We start from the raw sequence: 24250 nt of genomic DNA on the forward strand, positions 1-24250 counted from the left end.
TGAATCTCAAACTGTACTGAAGCAATTTTCAGTGCAGTTTTTTTGTTATAAAAATATGATATAATTGAACGGATTATAGAGATGAAAAGGTGAAAAATATGTTTGATCAACTGGAAATTATAGAAAACCGTTATGAGCAGCTGAACGAGCTTTTGTCAGATCCTGATGTTGTCAGTGACCCTGCGAAATTACGGGAGTATTCAAAAGAACAGAGTGATCTTCAGGAAACTGTGGATACATTCAGGGAATACAAACAGCATAAAGAAACAATTGCCGAGTCACGTGAGATGCTTGGTGAGACAGATGATAAAGAAATGATAGACATGTTGAAAGAAGAAATTAAAATGTCTGAAAAAGAACTGCCTGAACTTGAGGAAAAACTGAAAGTCCTTTTGATTCCAAAAGATCCAAATGATGATAAGAACGTGATTATGGAAATCAGAGGTGCTGCAGGTGGAGATGAGGCACAGATTTTTGCGGGGGACTTGTTTAGAATGTATTCCCGTTTTGCAGAAGATATGGGATGGCGTACTGAAGTGGTCGAAGCAAGTGCCAGTGACCACGGTGGATATAAAGAAATCAGTTTCCTGATTCAGGGGAACGGTGCCTTTTCCAAATTGAAATTTGAGAACGGTGCGCACAGAGTTCAGCGGGTGCCTGAAACTGAGTCAGGCGGACGTATTCATACATCGACAGCGACGGTGGCTGTGCTGCCGGAAGTAGAAGATGTTGAAATTGATATCCGGAATGAAGATTTAAAAATTGATACGTACCGTTCAAGCGGTGCCGGCGGTCAGCACGTTAATACGACAGATTCCGCAGTCAGAATCACCCACCTGCCGACAGGTGTTGTTGTAACCAGTCAGGATGAAAAATCCCAGATTAAAAACCGTGAGCGGGCAATGAAAGTATTGAATGCGCGTATTTACGACATGATGGAGCAGGAAGCGCACGCGGAATATGCAGAAAAAAGAAAAACAGCGGTAGGAACGGGAGATCGTTCCGAACGTATCAGAACGTATAATTATCCTCAAAACAGGGTGACAGACCACAGAATCGGCTTAACCATTCAAAAGCTTGATCAAATTATCAGCGGAAGCCTGGAAGATATCATCAATGCACTGACAATTGAAGAACAGACATCCAAACTTGAAGAACTGAATAATGCTGGACTATAGTTACGCATCCCAGCTGAAAATTGCCGTCGAGAAACTGAAAAACAGTCATGAAGAAACAAATCCTGCCTTTCTTGCGATGGAGGATTTGTTCGGAATGAACCGGACCAGACTGATGATTGACGGTGAAAAAGAGATGCCGGAGGCTGAGAGGCAGATGCTGCACAAGGTGATTGATGAAGTCTGTTCAGGAAAACCGTATCAATACGTTATTGGTTTTTCGTGGTTTTACGGAGAAAAATTTAAAGTAAATGAAAATGTATTAATTCCGAGGAATGAAACTGAGGAACTGGTGCAGCTTGTGTTGAAAGAAACGGCAGATGACGGGAAAACTGCCGCTGATATCGGAACGGGTACAGGCATCATTCCAATCATTCTGGGAAAACACTGGACGCATAACCGGTTGTTTGCTGTGGATATATCAGAGAAGGCACTCGATGTCGCCAGGGAAAATAATCATCTTCACAACACAAAAACAGTGCTTTTAAAAGGTGATTTGTTCGAACCTTTAATTGAACAAGGTATCCGGGTGGATGTGTTAATTTCCAACCCGCCTTATATTTCAAGTGATGAAACTGAATACATGAGCCGGTCGACACTAGAGTACGAGCCGGCTGTTGCTTTATATGCCGGAGACAGTGGACTTGCCTTATATAAAAAAATGATTAATGAGCTCCCGAAGGTTATGAATGACCGTGGAAAAGTGTATTTCGAAATTGGCTTCAGACAAGGTGAAGCACTCAGGGATTATATAGTAAGTATCTGGCCGAATACTGTACCGGAAATTGAGAACGATATTAACGGCAACCCAAGAATTTTACATTTTATGTGGGAGAGATGACAGTGGATACTAAAGTATGGAAAATATCAACTGAAGACGTAGACAGTGAATCAGCACTCCAAAAGCTGAAGGAAATTAAAACAGCAATTACATACGGGGAGGTCGTGGGCCTGCCGACAGAAACTGTATACGGTCTTGCAGGTGATGCAACCAATCCGGAAGCAATCAATAAAATATTCAATGCCAAAGGACGGCCGTCGGACAACCCTCTGATTGTTCATATTCACAGTATTAAACAGCTTGAAAATTTCGTTGAAATTAATGACAGCCGTGTATCAGCACTGATGGAGCATTTTTGGCCGGGACCGATTTCTTTTATTCTCCCTTTAAAAGGAGATTATCTGCCGTCACGGACAGTTGCAGAGCTTCCCTCGGTGGCAGTCCGTATGCCGAGTCATGCTGTAGGCAGAAAAGTGCTGCAGTTTGTTGATGTGCCGCTTGCAGCACCGAGTGCCAATATCAGCGGCAAGCCGTCACCGACCGATTTCAGCCATGTCATTGATGATTTAAATGGAAAAGTATATGGTGTGATTGCGAGTGAGCCGGCGGATTACGGTATAGAATCAACTGTTCTTGACTGTACGACTTTCCCTTACCGGATTGCACGACCGGGTGCAGTAACGAAAGAAGATTTAGAGAGTGTACTTGAAAACAGCGTAGACGCATATCAGATGACGATGGATAAACCCATTGCACCCGGCATGAAGTATAAACATTATGCACCAAGACAGCCGCTGACTATAGTGGAAGAGTCGGTGATGAACTGGAAAATTTCCGAAGCCAGAAATAAAAAAATCGGAGTTATCGCACCGGAGACGACAAGAGACAAAATTCCTGAAGGCGTAAAATTTGTGAGTTTATGTATGGATGCCGCTGATTATAGAAATGCGGCAAGAAACTTGTACGGTGCGTTACGCATCATGGATAAGTCCGACGTTGATGAAATTTATATTTACGCGTTTCATAGAGATGAACATTCAGAAGCCCTGTTGAACCGGATTTACAAGGCAGCCGGCGATGAAATTATTAAGGAAGGTTAACATGAAAAAGATAATATTTGTGTGCACGGGAAACACATGCCGCAGCCCTCTCGCAGAAAGCTATGCAAAAAAAGTATATCCTGAGCGGGAATTTGAATCGAGGGGACTGATGGTTACTTCGGACCGTATCAGTAAATACTCGCTTGAAATTATCAGGGAGAACGCACTTCCGGAACCCTCCAGCCCCCGGCAGCTGTCAAAGGCAGATACACTTCAAAGCGTGCTTCTTGTGATGACAGAAGCACATAGGACAGCGGTAGAAAATATGTATCCGGGTGCTGAAGTTGAACTTTTGAGTAAGTTTACTACAGAACATTCTGTGGATATCAGTGATCCGTTCGGTGCAGAAAAAGAAGTTTACAATAAGGTTTTTCAGGAGATTAAGACCTTTGTAGATAAAATAGAAGTGTAAATTTTATTAAGATTACTTTAATACAGACATGTTTTTGCTTATAATTGATTAAGTAAGGAAGAGGTGAGGTTATGAAGGTCATTATAGCGTCAGACCATGGCGGCGTTAATTTAAAAGCATCGGTTGTTCAGAAACTGAAGGATAACGGTGTGGATGTCACTGATCTTGGTCCTGATAATACGGATTCTGTGGATTATCCTGATTATGCAAAGCCTGCAGCACAAAAGGTAGCTTCAGGAGAGTTTGACCGTGGTATTCTTATCTGCGGCACAGGTATTGGAATGAGTATCGCAGCGAATAAAGTTAAAGGGATAAGATGTGCTTTAGTTCACGATACATTCAGTGCACATGCCACGAGAGAGCACAATAATTCAAACATGCTTGCTATGGGTGAGCGGGTAATCGGTCCCGGACTCGCAGATGATATCGTTAATATTTGGTTGAATACTGAATATGAGGGTGGTAGACATGAGCGCAGAGTATGCAAGATTGAAGAATGAAATTAAGCAGTTGTTTGATGAACTGGACAGTCAGGGATTTTTCTTTTCCGGTGAGACACTGGTGATCGGCTGTTCAACTTCAGAAGTGATTGGTGAGAGAATCGGCAGTCACAGTTCTTTAGAAGCAGCAGAAATAATATTCAGTACGCTTCAGTCACTCTCTGAAAAACATCACCTCGATTTAATCTTCCAGGGATGTGAACATATTAACAGGGCGTTAACCCTGGAACGCAGGGTTGCAGAAAGGCTGAATGCCGAGATTGTTTCTGTCGTACCGCATCGTCAGGCGGGAGGCAGTCTGAGTGAATATGCATACAGACACTTAAGTGATGCGGTGGTTGTCGAAAAGATTACTGCAGATGCAGGAATTGATATCGGTCAGACACTGATTGGTATGCATATCAGACATGTTGCCGTTCCAGTCCGGACAAACACCCAAAAAATTGGTGAAGCTGTTGTTACCATCGCAAAAAGCCGTCCGAAACTTATTGGTGGACCGCGTGCGAAATATCAATAATATTTAAAATAATAAGGAGAGTTATATAAATGTCATATATTAAGTCAGAAGATCCAAAACTTTATGAGGCAATGCAGAATGAGTTTGACCGTCAGAACAACAATATTGAATTAATCGCATCCGAAAACTTTGTATCACAGGCAGTGCTGGAAGCACAGGGGTCTACTTTAACAAACAAATATGCAGAAGGCTATCCGGGGAAACGTTATTACGGCGGCTGTGAACATGTTGATGTAGTTGAAAGTCTTGCAATTGACCGTTTGAAGGAGATATTTGGAGCAGAATATGCAAATGTACAGCCTCATTCAGGTTCACAGGCAAATATGGGCGTTTACTTCTCCATTTTAGAGCCGGGTGATACAGTTCTCGGTATGAATTTAAGCCACGGCGGTCATTTGACTCACGGCAGCCCTGTTAACTTCAGCGGTAAATTATATAACTTTGTAGAATATGGTGTGACTAAAGACACTGAGAGAATCGACTATGATGCACTTCTTGAGCAGGCGAAAAAAGAGCAGCCTAAATTAATTCTTGCAGGCGCAAGTGCATACCCTTTTGAAATAGACTTTAAGAAATTCCGCGAGATTGCTGATGAAGTCGGTGCGTACTTCATGGTAGATATGGCGCATATCGCCGGACTCGTTGCAGCCGGTCTTCACCAGAACCCGGTTCCTTATGCGGACTTCGTTACTTCCACTACTCATAAAACAATGCGCGGACCACGCGGCGGCTTTATCCTTGCCAAAGAAAAATATACTAAAGAATTAAATAAAATTATCTTCCCGGGTATACAGGGCGGACCTTTGATGCATGTTATTGCAGGGAAAGCTGTTGCCTTCCGTGAAGCACTTCAGCCGGAGTTTAAAACTTATCAGGCGCAGGTGATTAAAAATGCACAGGCACTTGGAGCAAGACTGTCTGAAAAAGGATTAAGAATTGTCGGCGGCGGTACTGACAATCATCTGGTACTTGTAGATGTGAAAAGCTACGGATTGACAGGGAAAATTGCAGAGGAAGCGCTGGATGAAATCGGAATTACATGTAATAAAAATATGATTCCATTTGACGAAGCGTCACCATTTGTTACTTCAGGCATCAGACTGGGTGCACCTGCAATGACTTCCAGAGGTTTCAACGAAGCGGATATGGAACAGGTCGCTGATTTGATTGTTGAAACACTGAACCGTGTTAAAGAAGAGGCTTCTCTTGAAGGACTGCAGGAAAAAGTCCATGCTTTAACAGCAAAATATCCACTCTATAAATAGGAGGACTATCTATGTCTAATGTGCATGTAATGGATCATCCGTTAATTCAGCATAAGATGAGCTACATTCGTGATAAAAAAACGTCTACTAAAGACTTCAGGGAACTGGTTGATGAAGTCGGCATGCTGATGGTGTATGAGGTGACGAGAAATCTGCAGCTTGAAGATGTGGAAGTGGAAACGCCGATTACAACTATGACTGCAAAGCGTTTGAGCGGGAAGAAAATCTGCCTGGTTCCAATTTTAAGAGCCGGCCTCGGTATGCAGGAGGGAGTTCATAAACTAATCCCTGCTGCAAGGGTCGGGCATATTGGTCTTTACAGAGATCCGGAGACACTGCAGGCAGTTGAGTACTATGCAAAATTTCCGGCAGATATTGAAGACCGGGATATACTGGTGATTGACCCTATGCTTGCGACAGGTGCATCGGCAGTTGAAGCAATTACTGCAATTAAGAAAAGAGGCGCCAACAAAATCCGTTTTGTCTGCCTGATTGCTGCACCGGAAGGTGTAGAGGCACTGCAGAAGGCACATTCTGATGTCGACATATATATCGCTGCACTGGATGAAAAACTGGATGAAAAAAGTTATATTATTCCCGGCCTCGGTGATGCCGGGGACAGATTATTCGGAACACGTTAAATTTTAAGGGATTTAAGGAGAAGTTGAATGAAAAAAATAATGACCGTTTTTGGAACAAGACCTGAAGCAATTAAGATGGCACCACTTGTATTGGAATTGAAAAAAGACCCTGATCTTGAACCAATTGTTGTGGTTACAGCACAGCATCGTGAAATGCTTGACCAGGTACTTGGGATTTTTGGTATTACACCGGATTATGATCTTGATATTATGAAGCAGGGACAGACATTATCTGAAGTCACCGGGCGGGTAGTTACAGGTCTTGAGGCGATTATTAAAGAAGCAGAGCCTGATATGATTTTAGTTCACGGAGATACGACAACTACTTTTGCCGGTAGTCTTGCTGCGTTTTATAATGAAGTGAGAATCGGACATGTTGAAGCGGGTCTTCGTACACATAATAAGTATTCACCGTTTCCTGAAGAGATGAACCGTCAGATGACAGGTGTGCTGGCAGATCTTCATTTCTCACCGACAGAAACATCAAGAGATAATCTGTTAAAAGAGAATAAGGATGAAAATTTAATTTCAGTCACAGGCAATACTGCAATTGATGCGTTAAAGACCACTGTGAATGAGGACTATAAGAGCGAAATCATCGATAAGCATAAAGATAACAAAGTAATCTTGTTAACAGCGCACAGAAGAGAGAATATCGGTGTACCGATGGAGAACATCTTCAGTGCGGTGCGTGACATCGTTGATGAGTTTGAAGATGTAACAGTCGTTTATCCTATTCATAAAAATCCGAAGGTCCGGGAAATTGCGGCCAAGTATTTATCTGATCACGACAGAATCGAAATTATTGAACCGCTTGATGTATTTGATTTTCATAATTTTGCTGCCAAAAGCCATATCATTATGACTGATTCAGGCGGTGTTCAGGAAGAAGCACCGTCACTTGGGAAGCCTGTACTTGTACTGCGTGATACCACTGAGCGTCCGGAAGGTGTTGAGGCAGGAACCTTGAAGCTTGCCGGTATAGACAAAGAAAACATCTATAAGCTGACAAAAGAACTGCTGGAAGATACTTCTTTATATGAGAAAATGTCCAAGGCATCCAATCCTTACGGTGATGGAGAAGCATCGAGAAGAATATGCGAAAATATAAAATATTATTACGGGATTTTGGGAGAAAAACCTGCAAGTTTTAGAGTGTGAAAAATATGTCAATATTATGTCGGAAGTGTTGATATATCGAAATAATTCCAACAAAATATTGACACTAAATTATCACTAATATATCATTACAAGAGTAATGTAACGGTTTCATAAAACGGGCCGTTAATACCACTAGGAGACAATGTTGAAAGTGTCATTTTTAAGACGATTTTTCCATCACTTTTTGAAGTTTTTACTTATCCCTCTCATTTTAAGCATACTCATATTTGCAGTTACACAATCATCAATAGCAGCAGGCGCCGCATTAGGCACTTTTGCGTCAATATTGATGAATTTAAACTGGCTCTATCACCTTGAGAAATCTTATGACAGTGATGTTGAACGGGTAAAGACAGGGACGCTGACACGCTTTTTGATTGTGATTATGACTTGTCTCATCTGGGTGCGTTTCCCGGAAGTGTTTAATATTTTTGCGATAGCTGCAGGGCTTGCCCTTAGTTATATATTAATTATAGTACGTGGAATTAAAGAATTGACGAAGTGAAAGAGGTGAGAAAATGGAGCATGGAAGTCCTACGAGAACGATAGACTTATTTGGACTGCCGATAACATTTGAATTATCAACATCAATGATGATTATTTTGACATGTCTGATAGTGTTTTTTACATTATTCTTTATGACAAGAAAGCTTGCGGTCAGACCGACAGGGAAACCTCAGGTATTGGTAGAAGCACTGATGAACTTCGTCAGAGGTATTATATCAAGTAATATGGCATGGAAAACAGGCGGTAAATTCCACTTTTTTGCATTGACTTTAATTACGTTTATCTTTACAGCGAACATCCTGGGTATTCCGTTCATGTTTGTTGCTCCGGACGCAGAGCACACATTATGGTGGAAATCACCAACAGCAGATCCGACAGTTACTTTGACTTTGGCAGGACTGATGATTGTATTGACACATTATTATGGTGTGAAAATGCGTGGTTTCGGAAGTTATATTAAAGAGTATTTCAAACCGATGTGGTGGTTTGCCCCAATTAAGTTCATCGAGGAATTTACATACAACTTAACATTGGGTCTCAGACTTTACGGTAATATTTATGCAGGTGAAGTACTTTTGACACTGCTTTTAACTTTGGTTACAGGCGGTACAATTCTCGGCGCAGTCGGCGGTTTTATTCCGATGATGATCTGGCAGGGATTTAAAGTCTTTATAAGCGGAATTCAGGCGTTTATATTTGTTATGTTAGCGATGGTTTATCTATCACATAAAGTGAGCGAAGACCATTAATATAAAATTTTATTTATAGAATAATTAGGAGGAAATATATTATGAGTTTATTAGCAGCTGGTATTGCGGCAGGATTAGCGGCACTTGGTGCATCTTTCGGTATTGGTATGGTAGTTTCTAAAACAGTTGAAGGGGTTGCGCGTCAGCCGGAATCACGCGGACCACTTATGGGTATCATGTTCATTGGTATCGGTGTTGTAGAAGCGGTGCCGATTATGGCGATCGTTATTTCATTCTTACTTATGTTCACGTTCTAAGAATCGTTACTTTTGGCGAAGTCTTCCAATTAAGATTTCGCCCTCTTATTATGTCAACTAACGAATTTTATGAGACTTTCTTGAAAGGAGTGTACATGAGTGGATTTTCTTATTTTAGGTGCTGCTGATACGATGGGTTCTGCGATTGGGACAAGTATTGTTCTTTTGGCAAGTTTCCTGATACTGCTTCTCGCTTTGTCATATTTCGTATGGAAGCCCGTTAAAAAAATCATGGATGACCGTGAACAGTTTATCCATGACGAAATTAGCGATGCTGAAAAACGCAAAGAAGAATCAATTAGAGTACAGGAAGAAAACGAAGCATTATTAAAGAAAACTCAATCTGAGATTTCCGAGATGATGGAAAATGCAAAAGGCCAGGCGAAAAAAGAACAGGAAGCAATTATTCATGATGCGAATACGCGTGCAAATCAATTGATTAAAGACGCAAAAGCAGATGTTGAAAGCGAGAAAGAAAAAGCTGTCAGAGAGATCAATGATCAAGTGGCGGAATTATCTGTTCTTATTGCAAGAAAGATGATTTCAAAAGAAATCAGCGAAAAAGAACAAAAAGAACTTGTGACGAAGTACATACAGGAAGCAGGGGATAAATAATGGCTAATTCTGCAAAGAAATATGCTCAAGCTTTATTCAGTGCGGTCCAGGATGAAAATACTTTAAAACGAGTACATGAAGATTTTGAAGTTGTTATGAAAAGTATTGAAAATGTGCCCGGCTTTAACGATTTTATGGAGAACCCTAGAATCCGCAAAGAATCCCGGAAAGCTTTGATTGAAACGACATTTAAAGGGGTTGAAAAGCCTCTCTTGAACACGCTTTTAATCTTATCCGACAAAAACAAATTGAATGAACTGTCTGATGTACACGCTGCATTTGTAGATGAGTACAACAAGCATGAAAATCAACAGTATGTTGTAGTCGAATCAACATATAAATTGTCGGCGGAAGAGCTTGATGAAATCGGTAAATATTTTATTAACAAAACAGGTTATGAAAAATTGTTAATCGACAATAAAGTGAATGAAGAATTGATTGGCGGTATTAAGGTTTTCATCGGAACTCGTGTTTACGATGGATCTGTAAGCGGCCAGCTCGAATCTCTACAGAATCAGTTCAAAGAACGGACGAATAGCTAATTAAGGAGTGATTTTATGGCAATCAAAGCTGATGAAATCAGTGCTCTGTTAAAAAGCCAGATTGAAAACTATGAAGCAGATATGAAAGTATCTGATGTAGGTACTGTAATCCAGGTGGGTGACGGTATTGCACTTGCTCATGGTTTAAGTGATGCAATGGCTGGAGAGTTACTTGAATTTCCTAGCGGTGTTCTGGGTCTTGCCCAGAGCTTAGAGGAAAATAATATCGGTATTGTAATTTTAGGACCATCTGATGATATAAAAGAAGGCGACGAAGTAAAGCGTACAGGTCGTATTATGGAAGTACCTGTTGGTGAAGAACTGGTTGGAAGAGTAGTTAACCCGCTTGGTCAGCCTATTGACGGCAAAGGGCCGCTCGGTACAACTAAAACACGACCAATTGAAAGTCCTGCAACTGGTGTTATGGCACGTAAAAGTGTTGATGAGCCGCTGCAGACAGGTATTAAAGCGATTGACGCACTTGTACCGATCGGACGTGGTCAGCGTGAATTAATCATCGGTGACCGTCAGACAGGTAAAACAACTGTAGCAATTGATACAATTTTAAACCAAAAAGATCAGGATATGATCTGTGTTTATGTTGCAATCGGACAGAAAGAATCAACAGTTCGTTCAACTGTTGAAACATTACGTAAAAATGGTGCACTTGATTACACAATCGTTGTTTCTGCAAGTGCGTCACAGCCGGCACCTTTATTATACATCTCACCATATGCAGGTGTATCAATGGCAGAAGAATTTATGTTTAACGGTAAACATGTACTGATTGTATATGATGATTTAACAAAACAGGCAGCAGCTTACCGTGAATTATCATTACTACTTCGCCGTCCGCCGGGACGTGAAGCATATCCAGGGGATGTCTTCTATCTTCACAGCCGTTTACTTGAACGTGCGGCAAAACTGAATGATGAGTTAGGCGGAGGTTCAATTACTGCACTGCCGTTTATTGAAACACAAGCCGGAGATATCAGTGCGTTCGTACCAACAAACGTAATCTCCATCACTGACGGACAGATCTTCCTGCAGTCAGACTTATTCTTCTCAGGTGTACGTCCGGCAATAAACGCCGGGTTATCGGTATCCCGTGTAGGCGGATCTGCTCAGATTAAAGCGATGAAGAAGGTTGCAGGTACACTGCGTCTTGATTTGGCTGCTTATCGTGAGCTTGAAGCTTTCGCACAGTTCGGTTCTGACCTTGATGCAGCTACTGCGTCTAAATTAGAGCGTGGTAAGCGTACTGTTGAAGTGTTAAAACAGGACGAAAACAAACCATTAAAAGTCGAGCAGCAGGTTGCAATTTTATATGCACTTGTTAACGGCCACTTAGATGATATTTTAGTTGAAGATATTACACGCTTTGAAGATGAATTCCTTCACTGGCTTGCTTCCAATGAGGCAGCACTGCTGAATGGTATTCGTGATACGAAGCAGCTTCCTGAAGACGGTGCATTTGTTAATGCTATTAATAGTTTCAAGAAGATTTTCAACCCTTCAAAATAGGGACTAAAAAGGATTTAAGGTGGTGAATGAATGGCTTCGCTTAGAGAAATAGAAGGTCGTATTGGATCTACTAAGAAGACGAGTCAAATCACGAGTGCGATGCACATGGTGGCGAATTCAAAACTTCGCCGTGCAGAAGAAAACTCTGTGAAATTCCAGCCGTACATGGAAAAATTACAGGATGCGGTTCAGGCAATTGCATCAGGTGACTCGTCAAGTTCCCACCCTATGCTTGAAGAACGACCGGTGAAACGTACCGGATATGTTGTTATCACAAGTGATAGTGGGCTTGCTGGTCCATATAACGCAAATGTTTTGAAGGCTCTCACAAAAGAGATTAAAGAACGTCACAATAATGATAAAGATTTTTATGATATTTTTGTTATCGGCCGGATGGGATATGAATTTCTAAATTCCCGGGGATACAATGTTACTTCATACCGGACTGGTCTTCAGGACCAGCCGGACTTTGCAAGTGTGAAGGAAGTGACACACCAGGCAGTAAGTCAGTTTATAGACGAGGATATTGATGAATTATTTATTGTGTTTAATAAATTCGTCAATGTACTTGAACAAAAAGTGACTATTAACAAACTGCTTCCGTTGACTGAAGAAAATGCTGAAGAAACTTCATCATCAAGCGAGACTCTGGCATCGTATGAATTTGAGCCTGATAAAGAGTCATTACTTGAGGTAATACTGCCTCAGTATGCTGAAAGTTTAATTTACGGCTCATTACTTGATGCTAAAGCAAGTGAGTATGCAGCACGTATGACTGCTATGAAAGCCGCAACAGATAATGCCAAAGAATTAATTGGTGATTTAACATTGGAGTATAACCGAGTGCGACAAGCAGCAATCACTCAGGAGATTACCGAAATTGTCGGTGGCGCTGCTGCACTAGAATAAGAAATGACTAGGAGGAAAACGAATGGCTTTAGGTCAAGTAGTTCAAGTCATGGGACCAGTTGTTGACATAAGATTTGATGAAGGTCAATTACCGGAATTGAATAACGCACTGACTGTTAACATTGAGAAGAGCGGAGAAAATACAACTTTAACATTGGAAGTTGCACTTCATCTTGGAGACAATGTTGTCAGAACGATTGCAATGGCATCAACTGATGGCTTAAAACGTGGTGCTGACGTTGTGGATACAGGCAGTTCAATTTCTGTACCTGTAGGAGAAGTCACTTTAGGTCGTGTGTTCAACGTATTAGGTGAACATATTGATTTAGGTGAGGAAATTCCTGCTTCAGAAAGAAGAGACCCTATTCACAGACTTGCACCGAAATTTGAAGAATTGACAACAGAGGTAGAAATTTTAGAAACTGGTATTAAAGTAGTAGATTTACTTGCACCGTATACTAAAGGTGGTAAAATTGGCTTGTTCGGTGGTGCCGGAGTAGGTAAAACAGTACTAATCCAGGAATTAATCAATAACATCGCCCAGGAGCACGGTGGTATTTCAGTGTTTGCTGGTGTTGGTGAGCGTACACGTGAAGGAAATGACTTATACTATGAGATGAGTGATTCCGGCGTTATCGCTAAAACTGCAATGGTCTTCGGACAGATGAATGAGCCGCCTGGTGCGCGTATGCGTGTTGCATTATCAGGTCTTACAATGGCTGAATATTTCCGTGATGAACAAGGTCAGGACGTACTTTTATTCATCGATAACATCTTCCGTTTTACTCAGGCAGGTTCAGAAGTATCAGCCTTACTCGGACGTATGCCGTCAGCCGTGGGTTATCAGCCGACGCTTGCAACTGAAATGGGTCAGCTTCAGGAACGTATTACAACAACAAGCACTGGTTCAGTAACATCTATCCAGGCAGTATTCGTACCAGCGGATGACTATACTGACCCGGCACCGGCTCAGACTTTTGCCCACCTGGATGCGACAACAAACCTGGAACGTAAACTTTCAGAAATGGGTATTTACCCGGCTGTGGATCCACTTGCGTCAACATCCCGTGCGCTGTCACCTGCTGTTGTTGGTGAAGAGCATTATGAGGTTGCACGTAATGTACAGTCGACTATTCAAAAATATCGTGAACTGCAGGATATTATTGCAATTCTTGGTATGGATGAATTATCTGAAGAAGATAAATTGACTGTTGCCCGTGCGCGTCGTATTCAGTTCTTCTTAAGTCAGAACTTCCACGTTGCAGAACAGTTTACAGGACAAAAAGGTTCATATGTTCCGGTCGCACAGACAGTACAGGATTTCAAAGAAATTCTTGAAGGAAAATATGACAACATCCCTGAGGATGCTTTCCGTTTAGTCGGTGGTATTCAGGATGTACTTGAAAAAGCACGTAATATGGGTGTAGAAGTCTAATTTCGGGAGGTTAGGAACATGAGTACAATTGCATTAGACATAGTTACTCCAAATGGTTCTGTTCATGATGAAGAGAACTGTGAGATTGTTATACTCCAGACTCTCCAAGGCGAAATTGGTGTTCAGGCTGGACACATCCCGACTGTAGCAGCACTTAAAATCGGTAGCCTGCGTGCGAAGATAGACGGCAGTTATGAGTATTTTGCTGTCACTGAAGGATTTGTTGAGATTAATTCGACAAAGGTGACTGTGCTTGTACAAGCTGGCGAATTTGCGGAGGATATTGATACTGACCGTGCAGTTGCAGCCAGAGAAAGAGCAGAACAGTTATTACAGGCAGAGCAGAATGAAAAAATTGATCATACACGTGCACAGCTTGCTTTAAGACGTGCGCTTAACCGTATCGAAGTTGCAAAACATCGATAAAATACATGTTGAAAAGCCTGGGCCTGCCCAGGCTTTTTTAGAGGTGATTGAATGATGATGATGTCCCAGCTTGCATTCATGCATATATTTCTTCATATTATATGCGTGATTTTTTGTTTTTGGCTGTTACAATCAGTCAATGTTGAACACTGGTTTAAAAAAAGCCATCCTTCTAAAATAATGATGCTGTTAATAGTGCTGGCAGTTGTTCTCGGCAGTGCACTCAGCAATTTTATTATGGACTTTTTTGTATTTGTCCAGGAAGCTTCTCTGATATTCACCTAATTACTTTACAAACATGTTTGAAAGTCTATAAAATAGTGAATAGTGAGATTAGAGGTTTTATGAGTAGGAGCATGGAGTGAACTTAATAAATGGATAAAATTATTGTAAAAGGCGGACAGGAATTGTCCGGTTCTGTAAAGGTAGAAGGTTCTAAAAACGCAGTGCTGCCGATTTTAGCAGCGTCATTACTGGCGGCGGAAGGCACATCTGTTTTAACAAATGTACCGAAGCTTTCAGATGTCTCAACGTTGTCAAAGCTTCTTGAATATCTTGGGGCGGAAGTGAGTAACGAAGATAATCAGGTTTCAATTAATGCGTCATCAAAACTGAGCAGTACTGCTCCTTATGATTTAGTATCAAAAATGCGTGCGAGCATGCTTGTTATGGGCCCGCTTCTTGCCAGAAACAGTGAGTGTTCAGTGGCAATGCCGGGTGGATGTGCGATTGGAAGCCGCCCGATAGAACAGCATCTAAAAGGTTTTGAAAAAATGGGCGTCGAGTTTAAAAATCAAGAGGGAAATATTCTCGGGAAATCAGACGGCAGACTAAAAGCCGCAAATATTTCACTGGATTTTCCTAGTGTTGGAGCTACACAGAACTTAATGATGGCGGCCAGTCTTGCAGACGGAACTACCCATCTCGAAAATGTTGCAATGGAGCCCGAAATTGAAGATTTAGCAGATTACATTAACTCAATGGGCGGCAACATTCAAGGTGCAGGCACCAACCATATTACTATTGAAGGTGTTTCTAAACTGGCAGGAAGCCGTCATGAAGTGATACCTGACAGAATTGAGGCAGGTACGTTTATGATTGCCGGTGCCATTACGCGCAGTGAAATTCTTGTGGAAAATGTTAAGACGAATCATCTGACTGCTTTAATTTCAAAACTTGAAGAAGCGGGTGTGCAGATCACAGAAGAAGGCAGAAATGTCAGAGTCACGCCTTCCAGCCATCTTAAACCGATTACGGTAAAAACAATGCCGCATCCGGGTTTTCCGACAGATATGCAGAGCCAGATGATGGCTTTATTAACGACGATAAACGGAACGAGTACAATTACAGAGACCATCTTCGAAAACCGCTTCATGCATGTAAATGAGTTCAGCCATATGAATGCAGATATTGCACTTGAAGATAATACCGCAGTCATAAAGGGCCGGCAGCTGCAAGGCGCGCGTGTGAAGTCAACAGATTTAAGGGCGGCAGCTGCGTTGATTCTTGCAGGTTTAGTGTCAGAAGGTTATACTGTAGTTACTGAATTACGTCATTTAGACCGCGGTTATGTCGACTTTCATAAAAAACTGAAGGCATTGGGCGCGGATATTGAACGTACGGGAGATGAAACTGCACATAAAAGTGCGGTAACGACAAGATAGAAGAGGTAGTAGTAATGAAAAAGCAATCAAAAATGCTGGTACACAGACGTTTTCCATTAGCGGTAAGGTTACTTTTATTCATATATATTGCGATAATTATATTCTTTGTCGGCTTAATGATTGGCTATGGTATTTTAGGTAATCCAATTGAGATATTCCGCATTGAAACATGGGAACACATCATAAACTTAACTGGAGAATGATAAAATGTTGACATATGATCAAATAAAAGCAGTGATTCCACATCGGCCGCCGTTTCTGCTTATTGACAGAGTGACTGAAATAGAGCCGGGGAAAAAATGTACCGGTATTAAGCAGGTATCCGGCAACGAGCCGTTTTTTACAGGTCATTTTCCTGAGTATGCAATCATGCCGGGCGTTTTAATTGTAGAAGCACTGGCACAGGTAGGTGCAGTGGCTTTACTGCAGCAGGAAGAATTTAAAGGTAAGCTTGCTTTCTTTGCAGGGATTGATAAATGTAAATTTAAAAAGCAAGTGACTCCGGGAGATACTCTGGAGCTGTCTGTGGAGATTGTTAAGTTACGTGGTCCGATAGGTAAAGGTGAAGCTGTTGCAATGGTTGACGGTGAAGTCGCCTGTAAATGTGAAATTACATTCGCAATACAAGATAAAACATCCGAGTAATTTACTCGGATGTTTTTATTTCTTCCTGCGCATCCATACGCGCTTTGAATTCGTTTAACAGTGCGCCCCCTGTATATCCTTCCTTCATCAGATTTTCAAGTAAATCCTCAGCATAGTTAGGGTCCTGAACAATCAAGTTCCCGAGGAACAGTATAGAAATTGAATCTTCAAGCTTATTAATCTCGAGGAATTTTCCAATGAATTGTGCCGGTTGATTGTTGGGGCGGGTAATGGTAACCAGTGCCTTAATTTCATCTCCGACTTGTGATTCAAGCAGGCTGATAAAATCTTCAGAAGTCTGCACTTCTATCAGCCACGGATCTTCTTTTGTTTCTTTATTGATGATAATACCATCAATCACATCTAAAATAATAAAATTATTATCCTGTGCAATTTTTAAGTCGACGACCTTAAATGATTTCATTAGATACCTCCAAAAATTTATAAAAAGTCATTTTTAATAAATTTACTTCCGATTTTAAAAGAAACGCTTCTATGTAAATACAACTGTATTTTAATTGTATAGTAAATCCGCTTAAAATCCAATTGTCGTCATTTGCAGAGATTTTTTAAAGCGGATATCTTATATACAGGAGGGAGGTGGAAACATGATGAACAAAGTAGTGCTTGTCGGAGAGTTAATCCAAAATACCTGTGTGTCGCAAAACGAACACAGCAGTGTAAACTCTTTTATTATTGCTACAACGAGGGTGCCGAGAGACAGTAACAGAGAACATGAAGTTCACTTCATTTACTGTAAGGCATTCGGAAAGACGCTTAACGGTATTTTGGATGCGCTTTCCAGAGGACAGATTATCTGCATCAGCGGTCAGGTTGCTACAACTGTTCACACTGACGCTGACGGTATAAAGGATTACAGAATGGAGATATGGGCTGAGAGCATAAAATGTGTTCCTGAAAAATTATCTTCAAACAGTAAAGTTAAAAACCCGTCCGACATGATTAACCAGGCCGTCAACTTATATAACCGCTATGATTATATCGGGGAGAAGAGCGTCCTTACATTAATGGATAGTCAAGTTGACGATATGCCTGTTCGGGCGGGAGGGGATTTCAGACCCCGATTTACAAGTGAACAAGATACACATCTTGATCAATTAAAAGAAGTAATTAATGAAAATGGACTAAAAAATGATTCACTCAAAGAAGAAAAGTCCAATAAGAAATCAACAGGCAGTAAAAACAATGCTGAGAAAATTGTGGTTTAATAAATATCTGCAGTCATACCTTTACCCTTGATACACTTATTCATACACTCACACTCATTCTGCACCCGCCGTTTAGCTGCGTAAATGACGGATGCAGAATTATTTTAATAGATACAGGAAAAGTACAAATGATTTGGCGTGAAAATAAAAAAGACATAATTCTGTAATATAATTGTAAAAGACCTCCTGACATTTCATATCATTGTAACCTATGAAATATTTTTATCTGATATAGTACTATTTGTACATAAAGAGCGGCCGGAAGCGGCAGTATTAATATATAAAATATAAATCAGATAACATACATATCAGGAGGAAATTTTATAATGAAAAAATTATTATCAATTGGTGCGGCTGTAGCTGTATCCGCAACGTTGGCAGCAAATGCAGAGGCATCGGAACATAAAGTAGAAGCGGGAGAGACGTTATCGGCAATTGCTGCTGAGAACAGTGTCAGTGTAAAACAGTTAAAGGAAAGCAATGACTTATCATCAGATTTAATTGTTCCCGGCCAGATACTTAATGTGGGTGAAGAAGCACCTTCACCTGAAGTTGATAATGATAATAAAGAAGAAAAAGCCGAAGCTGACGGCGGCGTTTACGTTATTGAAGCAGGAGATACATTATCCATTATTGCTGATAAATTTAATGTTTCAGTCAATGATATTAGAAGCTGGAATAATTTATCATCAGATTTAATTTTCTCAGGAAAAGAAATCGTTGTATCAAAAGAGGCAGTATCAGAGGACATAGTTGAAGAAGCAGCACCTCAGCAGGATAATGAAGTTGAAGAAACACCTGCGGCAGCGGCTGCGGAAAATCAAAATAATGAACAGGAAGCAGCACCTGAAAAAGTGCAGCCTAAAACTGAAAATCAGTCAACACAGCCTGCTTCAAACAGCGGTCAGAACTGGGGCGCACTCGCTGCATGTGAATCCGGCGGGAATCCGGGTGTGGTAAGTGCCAACGGTTTATACCACGGACTTTATCAATTTGATGTTCAGACATGGAGATCAGTCGGCGGTTCAGGTCTGCCGTCCCAGGCTTCAGCAGCTGAACAGACAAAAAGAGCAGAAATTCTTTATTCACAAAGGGGCGCACAGCCTTGGCCTGTCTGCGGACAGAGATTATAATATGATTCAGGGCACAGTGATTCTGTGCCTTTTTTTGTTTGACATCTTTAATATCAAAATATAGTATTAAATTAAATAAATATGAATACCACTAGGGGTGCAACTTGCTGAGATAGTCTGTGATAAAGACTGATCCCTTATGAAACATGATCTAGGTAATACTAGCGGATGGAATGTGGTGAGTGATGAAAGCTGTATAATTTTATACTGTTTTCAGACGAAGCATTGCCATTTCCGCAGGATGATTGTCCGGAAATGGTTTTTTTGTGGAATTCTGTAAATTGTAAGTATATACATTCAAAAATAAAGGAGTGGCAGTAATGAGTAAAAAATTTCCGATAGCGCTGACTGTTGCGGGCACAGACCCTACCGGCGGGGCAGGCGTTCTGACTGATATTAAAGCATTTCATTCAAGAGAGGTTTACGGGATGTCTGCAGTGACGTCTTTGACGGCACAGAACACTTTAGGTGTGCAGGATGTATATAATATTCCAGTTGATTTTTTAAATGCCCAATTGACCAGCATATTTGATGATGAACTGCCGGATGCAATGAAATCAGGGATGATTGCGACTGCAGATATGATGGAAGTAATAAAGGGATTTGTTGAAAAATACCGTATTCCCTATGTGATTGACCCGGTGATGATTGCAACATCCGGAGATAATCTGATTGATGATAAAGCGATTGATTATTTGAGAGATCATCTGATACAGACAGCACTTTGTATTACGCCGAATATTATTGAGGCAGAGCGTCTGAGTGGTCTTTCGATTAAAACAGAGGAAGATATCAACCGTGCAGCCAAGATATTTATTAATGACCTCGGGGTACAGAGTGTCATCATAAAAGGCGGGCATCTAAAGGGAGATGCGGTTGATTATTTGTTTACAAAAGAGCATGTTCAGCGTTTATCTTCCGAGAGAATTGATACGAATCATACACACGGAACAGGCTGTACGTTTTCAGCGGTCATTACTGCAGAAATTGCCAAAGGAAAATCACTGGAGAGCGCATTTAAAACGGGGAAAAATTATATTACAAATGCGATAAAAAACACACCGGGGATCGGAAAAGGGAATGGTCCGGTGAATCATTTCAGTTATAAAGGAGAATGATATATGTCAGTTGAAAAATTAAGAAACACACCGCCTTTAGTGGTCTGTATTACGAATGATGTTGTGAAAGATATTACCGCCAATGGTATGATAGCACTCGGTGCCTCGCCGATTATGAGCGGTGAAAAAAGTGAGGCAGAATCACTGATGAAAGCTGCAGGCGGACTGCTTGTTAATATAGGGACTGCAGATATGAAAAAAAAAGATTTGATGCACGAAATGATTAAAGCAGCCAATAATTATAATGTGCCTGTAGTTATTGACCCTGTTGGTTATGCTGCCTCTGAATTTAGAAAGAATCTGGTGGATGAATTAATTCAGTCACATGATATCGCGCTCATTAAAGGGAATGCGGGTGAAATCTTTGCACTTGCTGGCGGTACAGGCTCATCCCGCGGCGTTGATTCAACGGAAAAAACAGAGACTTCAGAAATAGGAGAGATGTGCTTTAACAAACTGAACATTCCGGTTCTTGTGACAGGGGAAACGGATTCTTTTGTATCCGGTGAAGGTACAGTAACGATGCGTAACGGTCACAAGATGCTTGAAAATATTACTGGTTCAGGATGTCTGCTTGGCGCAGTAGTTTCAGCATTTATTGCAGTTGAGGATACACTGCAGCAGGCAGTCATCAATGCAGTGAGTTATTTTAATTTATGTGCGGAATCTGCTGTGGCAGAACTGAAAGCACCGGCACCCGGATCGTTCAGAACAACGCTGATTGACCATTTGTATTTGAATGATGATACGATTTTTAATGGACAGAAGGTGTTTAGTGATGCGGAGTAATATAAAAAAACAGTTAAGAATATATTTTATTTCTTCATCAGAGATTGGACTCGGTCGTATTGAAGAGGCATTAAAAAGCGGAGTGACAATGTTTCAGCTGAGAGAAAAAGGAGATCATATTCTTTCGGGTGAAGCATTGACTGCTTTTGCTTTAAACTTAAAAAATTTGACTGAAAAATATAATGTGCCACTGATTATCAATGATGATACTGAACTCGCTGAAACGGTAAATGCAGATGGCGTTCATCTTGGTCAGGATGACTTGAAACCATCTGAGCTGTCTTCATTTTTTGATGAAAAAATTGTCGGATTGTCTGTAGCAGACCAAAATGAATTATCCGTAAGCGATTTGAGCAGGGTGGATTATATCGGTACCGGTCCGGTGTTTGAAACGCTGTCAAAAAAAGATGCGGGTAAAGCGATAGGTACAAAAGGACTCAAAGCAATGAGAGAAGCTGTAGGGGAACTTCCGATAGTTGCTATCGGAGGCATTACACACCAAAATTTTAAAGAATGCCTAAAAAATGGAGCTGACGGAATTTCTGTGATTTCAGCGATTTCACATGCAGATGACATAAAAACAGCTGTGCGCAGTTTTATGTAGCCATTTTGTCAATAAAAACACTTATAAATGATTTTTTTACAACATGTTTTATGTTACAATTTCATTTATGTGAGATAAATACTTGAGGTGACGAAATGAATAAAAAATGGCTAATGGCTGGAATGGTTGGTTTAGTCCTCCTGCTCGCGGGGTGTGACTATTCACAGGAAGAAAATCGGGACGGATTTTTCTTCAATACATTTGTCCAGCCGATGGATAACTTCCTTCACTTTTTAGGTGATAATCTGGGGAACTACGGTCTTGCAATTGTCGTACTTACTTTGATAGTTCGTCTAATCATCTTCCCGTTTATGATGAGAACATACAAGAATCAAATGATGATGCGGGAAAAGATGAAGATTGTAAAACCTGAAATGGAAGAAATTCAGAAAAGAGTTAAGGTAGCAACAACACAGGAAGAAAAAATGGCTGCACAGCAGGAAATGATGGGATTATACAAGAAACATGGTATTAACCCGTTAAACATGGGTTGTCTGCCGATCGTTTTACAGATGCCGGTCATCATGGCATTGTTCTTTGCATTAAGATATCCTTCTGAAGGCGGAATTACTGAAGATCCTCATTTCCTATGGATGGACCTGACACAGACAGGTGATATCTGGATGGTAGCTATTGCTGGTATTGTATACTTTGTACAGGCATACGTGTCTATGCAGTTTGTGCCGGAAGAACAGCGTAAACAGATGCAGTTGTTTATGTACATCTCTCCAATTATGATTATCTGGATTTCAATCATTTCTCCAGCAGCCTTGCCGTTATACTGGGCTGTCGGCGGTATTTTCCTGATATTCCAAACAATCATTGGTAACAAATTCTATAAGAAAAAAGTCCATGAAGAAATGGCACCTATTATTGAAGCGCACGAGCGTGAAAAGGCAGAGAAAGAGCGTAAGCTTAAAAATGCAAAAGTAATGCCTAAAAAGAAAAAGCGTAAAAAATAATATGTGATATAAAAATAAGACCCGGTTGCCGGGTCTTATTTTTATAGTATTGGAGAAATAAGATTTGCAATTCCCTCTTTTAATTTAATCCACTTACTGCGTCCTTCATATACTTCTTCAGTGAGAAGGCTGGATTTTTTAACATCTTCTTCATAAATTTTTCTGTAACGGCGTGATTCTTCCTGATTGTATATAAAGGCATTGATTTCAAAATTCAGCAGGAAGCTTCGGTTATCAATATTTGTTGTACCGATACTGAGAACTTCATCATCAATCATGACAACTTTCTGATGAAGGAATCCATTTTCATAAATATGAACATTTGCCCCCATTTTGACAAGCGTGCCTGCATTGGAATATGTTCCCCAGTAGACAAACGGGTGATCTGGTTTATCCGGAATCATTATATTGACCTCGATACCGCTGAGAAGTGCAACTTTCAATGCTTCAAGCACCGAGTCATCCGGTATAAAGTACGGTGACTGGATATAGATTCTTTTTTTAGCAGAGTAAATCATTTTTAAATATCCGTATTTAATCTGCTGCGATTCTTCATCCGGGCCGCTTGATGCAATTTGAAGTGCAGTTGAGCCGTCGTTAATAATATTCGGGAAGTAGTGGTCCTCATACACCAGGTTGTCACGTTTGGCGTGGGAGTTCCAGTCCTGCATAAAACGGAGCTGCAGTGATTTAACGGCATTCCCTTCAATTCTAAGGTGTGTGTCACGCCAGTGACCGAATTTTTTGCTGAGACCGATGTACTCATCTCCGACATTGGCACCGCCGACATAGCCGATTTTCCCGTCGATAACGACAATTTTCCGGTGGTTTCTGTTATTAATACGCGGGTTGATGACTGTCAGAAATGAAGGGAAGAATGCCTCAACCTGTCCGCCGAGATTCCTGAGTTCCTTAAACTGTTTCAAACTGAGTGCCCTTGATCCCATATCATCATACAGTATGCGTACTTTAACACCCTGTTTTTGTTTTTCAAGCATTGCATTATAAAGTTTTGTGCCTATCCCGTCCAGACGGAATATGTAATACTGGAAATGAATATGATCCTCTGCGTGATTAATGTCTTCAAGCATCTGGTCGAATTTATCATTGGCATCAGTATAAGTTGTCAACGAGTTATTACTCGTGAGGAAAGACTGGTTGTTATACAGAAGCATATGGACAATTTTCCTGTGTTTCTGTGCCATTTTACTGATAAAGCTGAAGTTTTTACTGCGTATATCATCAAGCTGTTCCTGAACAATATGTTCGAGCCCGACTTTATCTTTTTCATCGAGCTTAAACATATCCTGCTTATAAATCGTACGGCCGAAAGCAATGTAAAGTATAAAGCCTAAAATAGGTAAAAAGAATAAGACGAGCATCCAGGCCCATACACTTTGTGCACTGCGCCGTTCCAGAAATACAAGACCGAGTGCCAGAAGCATATTAATAATGATGACAATGATTGTTATTATACTTGTAGTTCTTGTTGTGTCGAATTGATCTAGAATGAGCCAATCCATATTTATCACCTCTGTTATATTCTAATACATTTCGCAGCAATTTGAAATTTTTACTCATTTATTATGA

30 protein-coding genes and 1 riboswitch are annotated in these 24250 nt (G+C 40.8%); of the genes, 28 read left to right on the forward strand and 2 right to left on the reverse strand.

Going from position 1 to position 24250, the window contains the following annotated elements; all coding sequences use genetic code 11:
• The first annotated feature begins 98 nt into the window (after positions 1-98).
• The 22 genes from prfA (at position 99) to fabZ (ending at position 16825) form a co-directional block, all read left to right on the forward strand.
• Positions 99-1178, forward strand: coding sequence for a peptide chain release factor 1 (gene prfA, locus ACFSX4_RS09350; RefSeq protein ID WP_377773916.1), 1080 nt, complete (start codon positions 99-101; stop codon positions 1176-1178).
• Complete coding sequence (prmC, locus tag ACFSX4_RS09355) at positions 1165-2016, forward strand: peptide chain release factor N(5)-glutamine methyltransferase (RefSeq protein ID WP_377773918.1); 852 nt, start codon at positions 1165-1167, stop codon at positions 2014-2016. The genes prfA and prmC overlap by 14 nt, the downstream gene beginning before the upstream one ends.
• A 2-nt stretch (positions 2017-2018) precedes the next feature.
• Positions 2019-3056 carry an L-threonylcarbamoyladenylate synthase gene (locus ACFSX4_RS09360; RefSeq protein ID WP_377773920.1) on the forward strand — a complete coding sequence of 346 codons (1038 nt, stop codon included), beginning with the start codon at positions 2019-2021 and terminating at the stop codon, positions 3054-3056.
• A 1-nt stretch (position 3057) separates the two neighbouring features.
• Entirely contained in the window at positions 3058-3468 is a 411-nt protein-coding gene (locus ACFSX4_RS09365; RefSeq protein ID WP_377773922.1) for an arsenate reductase/protein-tyrosine-phosphatase family protein, read from the forward strand.
• Between the two features lie 71 nt (positions 3469-3539).
• Entirely contained in the window at positions 3540-3968 is a 429-nt protein-coding gene (gene rpiB / locus ACFSX4_RS09370) for a ribose 5-phosphate isomerase B (protein ID WP_377773924.1), read from the forward strand.
• Positions 3937-4485 (forward strand): TIGR01440 family protein, encoded by a 549-nt coding sequence (locus ACFSX4_RS09375; RefSeq protein ID WP_377773926.1) that lies wholly within the window; start codon positions 3937-3939, stop codon positions 4483-4485. The genes rpiB and ACFSX4_RS09375 overlap by 32 nt, the downstream gene beginning before the upstream one ends.
• A 29-nt stretch (positions 4486-4514) precedes the next feature.
• Positions 4515-5750: a serine hydroxymethyltransferase gene (locus ACFSX4_RS09380; protein WP_377773928.1), complete on the forward strand. Its 1236-nt coding sequence runs from the start codon at positions 4515-4517 to the stop codon at positions 5748-5750.
• A gap of 11 nt (positions 5751-5761) precedes the next feature.
• On the forward strand, positions 5762-6391 hold the full coding sequence (gene upp / locus ACFSX4_RS09385; RefSeq protein WP_377773930.1) for a uracil phosphoribosyltransferase: 630 nt from the start codon (positions 5762-5764) through the stop codon (positions 6389-6391).
• A gap of 27 nt (positions 6392-6418) precedes the next feature.
• On the forward strand, positions 6419-7552 hold the full coding sequence (gene wecB, locus ACFSX4_RS09390) for a non-hydrolyzing UDP-N-acetylglucosamine 2-epimerase (RefSeq protein ID WP_377773932.1): 1134 nt from the start codon (positions 6419-6421) through the stop codon (positions 7550-7552).
• Between the two features lie 142 nt (positions 7553-7694).
• A complete protein-coding gene (locus ACFSX4_RS09395) occupies positions 7695-8057 on the forward strand; it encodes an ATP synthase subunit I (protein WP_377773934.1) in 363 nt (120 codons plus the stop codon).
• A gap of 13 nt (positions 8058-8070) precedes the next feature.
• On the forward strand, positions 8071-8808 hold the full coding sequence (atpB, locus tag ACFSX4_RS09400) for a F0F1 ATP synthase subunit A (RefSeq protein WP_377773936.1): 738 nt from the start codon (positions 8071-8073) through the stop codon (positions 8806-8808).
• Positions 8809-8849: 41 nt separating this feature from the next.
• Complete coding sequence (atpE, locus tag ACFSX4_RS09405; protein WP_377773938.1) at positions 8850-9065, forward strand: F0F1 ATP synthase subunit C; 216 nt, start codon at positions 8850-8852, stop codon at positions 9063-9065.
• 99 nt (positions 9066-9164) lie between these two features.
• A complete protein-coding gene (locus ACFSX4_RS09410) occupies positions 9165-9680 on the forward strand; it encodes a F0F1 ATP synthase subunit B (protein WP_377773940.1) in 516 nt (171 codons plus the stop codon).
• Complete coding sequence (gene atpH / locus ACFSX4_RS09415) at positions 9680-10222, forward strand: ATP synthase F1 subunit delta (RefSeq protein ID WP_377773942.1); 543 nt, start codon at positions 9680-9682, stop codon at positions 10220-10222. Before ACFSX4_RS09410 ends, atpH begins: the two co-directional genes overlap by 1 nt.
• Positions 10223-10237: 15 nt before the next feature.
• Positions 10238-11746 (forward strand): F0F1 ATP synthase subunit alpha, encoded by a 1509-nt coding sequence (atpA, locus tag ACFSX4_RS09420; protein WP_377773943.1) that lies wholly within the window; start codon positions 10238-10240, stop codon positions 11744-11746.
• A gap of 30 nt (positions 11747-11776) precedes the next feature.
• Entirely contained in the window at positions 11777-12655 is an 879-nt protein-coding gene (gene atpG / locus ACFSX4_RS09425) for an ATP synthase F1 subunit gamma (protein WP_377773944.1), read from the forward strand.
• 22 nt (positions 12656-12677) lie between these two features.
• Complete coding sequence (gene atpD / locus ACFSX4_RS09430; protein WP_377773946.1) at positions 12678-14090, forward strand: F0F1 ATP synthase subunit beta; 1413 nt, start codon at positions 12678-12680, stop codon at positions 14088-14090.
• An 18-nt stretch (positions 14091-14108) separates the two neighbouring features.
• Positions 14109-14516, forward strand: coding sequence for a F0F1 ATP synthase subunit epsilon (locus ACFSX4_RS09435; protein WP_377773948.1), 408 nt, complete (start codon positions 14109-14111; stop codon positions 14514-14516).
• Positions 14517-14567: 51 nt separating this feature from the next.
• Positions 14568-14801, forward strand: coding sequence for a DUF1146 family protein (locus tag ACFSX4_RS09440; RefSeq protein WP_377773950.1), 234 nt, complete (start codon positions 14568-14570; stop codon positions 14799-14801).
• A gap of 89 nt (positions 14802-14890) precedes the next feature.
• Positions 14891-16180, forward strand: a complete 1290-nt coding sequence (gene murA / locus ACFSX4_RS09445) for a UDP-N-acetylglucosamine 1-carboxyvinyltransferase (RefSeq protein WP_377773952.1) — start codon at positions 14891-14893, stop codon at positions 16178-16180.
• Positions 16181-16194: 14 nt separating this feature from the next.
• Positions 16195-16383, forward strand: coding sequence for a DNA-directed RNA polymerase subunit beta (locus tag ACFSX4_RS09450; RefSeq protein WP_377773954.1), 189 nt, complete (start codon positions 16195-16197; stop codon positions 16381-16383).
• A 4-nt stretch (positions 16384-16387) separates the two neighbouring features.
• Positions 16388-16825 (forward strand): 3-hydroxyacyl-ACP dehydratase FabZ, encoded by a 438-nt coding sequence (gene fabZ, locus ACFSX4_RS09455; RefSeq protein ID WP_377773956.1) that lies wholly within the window; start codon positions 16388-16390, stop codon positions 16823-16825.
• A 1-nt stretch (position 16826) separates the two neighbouring features.
• On the opposite strand, the gene ACFSX4_RS09460 is transcribed toward fabZ, so the two are convergent.
• Entirely contained in the window at positions 16827-17249 is a 423-nt protein-coding gene (locus ACFSX4_RS09460) for a YwpF family protein (protein WP_377773958.1), read from the reverse strand.
• A gap of 184 nt (positions 17250-17433) precedes the next feature.
• On the opposite strand from ACFSX4_RS09460, the gene ACFSX4_RS09465 reads away from it, so the two are divergent.
• The 6 genes from ACFSX4_RS09465 (at position 17434) to yidC (ending at position 22660) form a co-directional block, all read left to right on the forward strand.
• A complete protein-coding gene (locus ACFSX4_RS09465) occupies positions 17434-18054 on the forward strand; it encodes a single-stranded DNA-binding protein (RefSeq protein ID WP_377773960.1) in 621 nt (206 codons plus the stop codon).
• A gap of 326 nt (positions 18055-18380) precedes the next feature.
• A complete protein-coding gene (locus ACFSX4_RS09470; protein ID WP_377773962.1) occupies positions 18381-19187 on the forward strand; it encodes a LysM peptidoglycan-binding domain-containing protein in 807 nt (268 codons plus the stop codon).
• Positions 19188-19270: 83 nt separating this feature from the next.
• Positions 19271-19378, forward strand: a riboswitch (TPP riboswitch).
• A gap of 129 nt (positions 19379-19507) precedes the next feature.
• A complete protein-coding gene (gene thiD / locus ACFSX4_RS09475) occupies positions 19508-20305 on the forward strand; it encodes a bifunctional hydroxymethylpyrimidine kinase/phosphomethylpyrimidine kinase (RefSeq protein WP_377773964.1) in 798 nt (265 codons plus the stop codon).
• Between the two features lie 3 nt (positions 20306-20308).
• Positions 20309-21094: a hydroxyethylthiazole kinase gene (thiM, locus tag ACFSX4_RS09480; protein WP_377773966.1), complete on the forward strand. Its 786-nt coding sequence runs from the start codon at positions 20309-20311 to the stop codon at positions 21092-21094.
• Positions 21084-21698, forward strand: a complete 615-nt coding sequence (gene thiE / locus ACFSX4_RS09485) for a thiamine phosphate synthase (protein ID WP_377773968.1) — start codon at positions 21084-21086, stop codon at positions 21696-21698. Before thiM ends, thiE begins: the two co-directional genes overlap by 11 nt.
• Positions 21699-21793: 95 nt before the next feature.
• The gene (yidC, locus tag ACFSX4_RS09490; protein WP_377773970.1) at positions 21794-22660 is read left to right on the forward strand and encodes a membrane protein insertase YidC; all 867 of its coding nucleotides are present in this window, start codon (positions 21794-21796) and stop codon (positions 22658-22660) included.
• 41 nt (positions 22661-22701) lie between these two features.
• Here yidC and cls read toward each other — a convergent pair whose 3' ends face one another.
• Entirely contained in the window at positions 22702-24183 is a 1482-nt protein-coding gene (cls, locus tag ACFSX4_RS09495; RefSeq protein ID WP_377773972.1) for a cardiolipin synthase, read from the reverse strand.
• Between the last annotated feature and the right edge of the window lie 67 nt (positions 24184-24250).

The organism is Corticicoccus populi (genome assembly GCF_042686195.1).
GTDB classification, from domain to species: Bacteria; Bacillota; Bacilli; order Staphylococcales; family Salinicoccaceae; genus Corticicoccus; species Corticicoccus populi.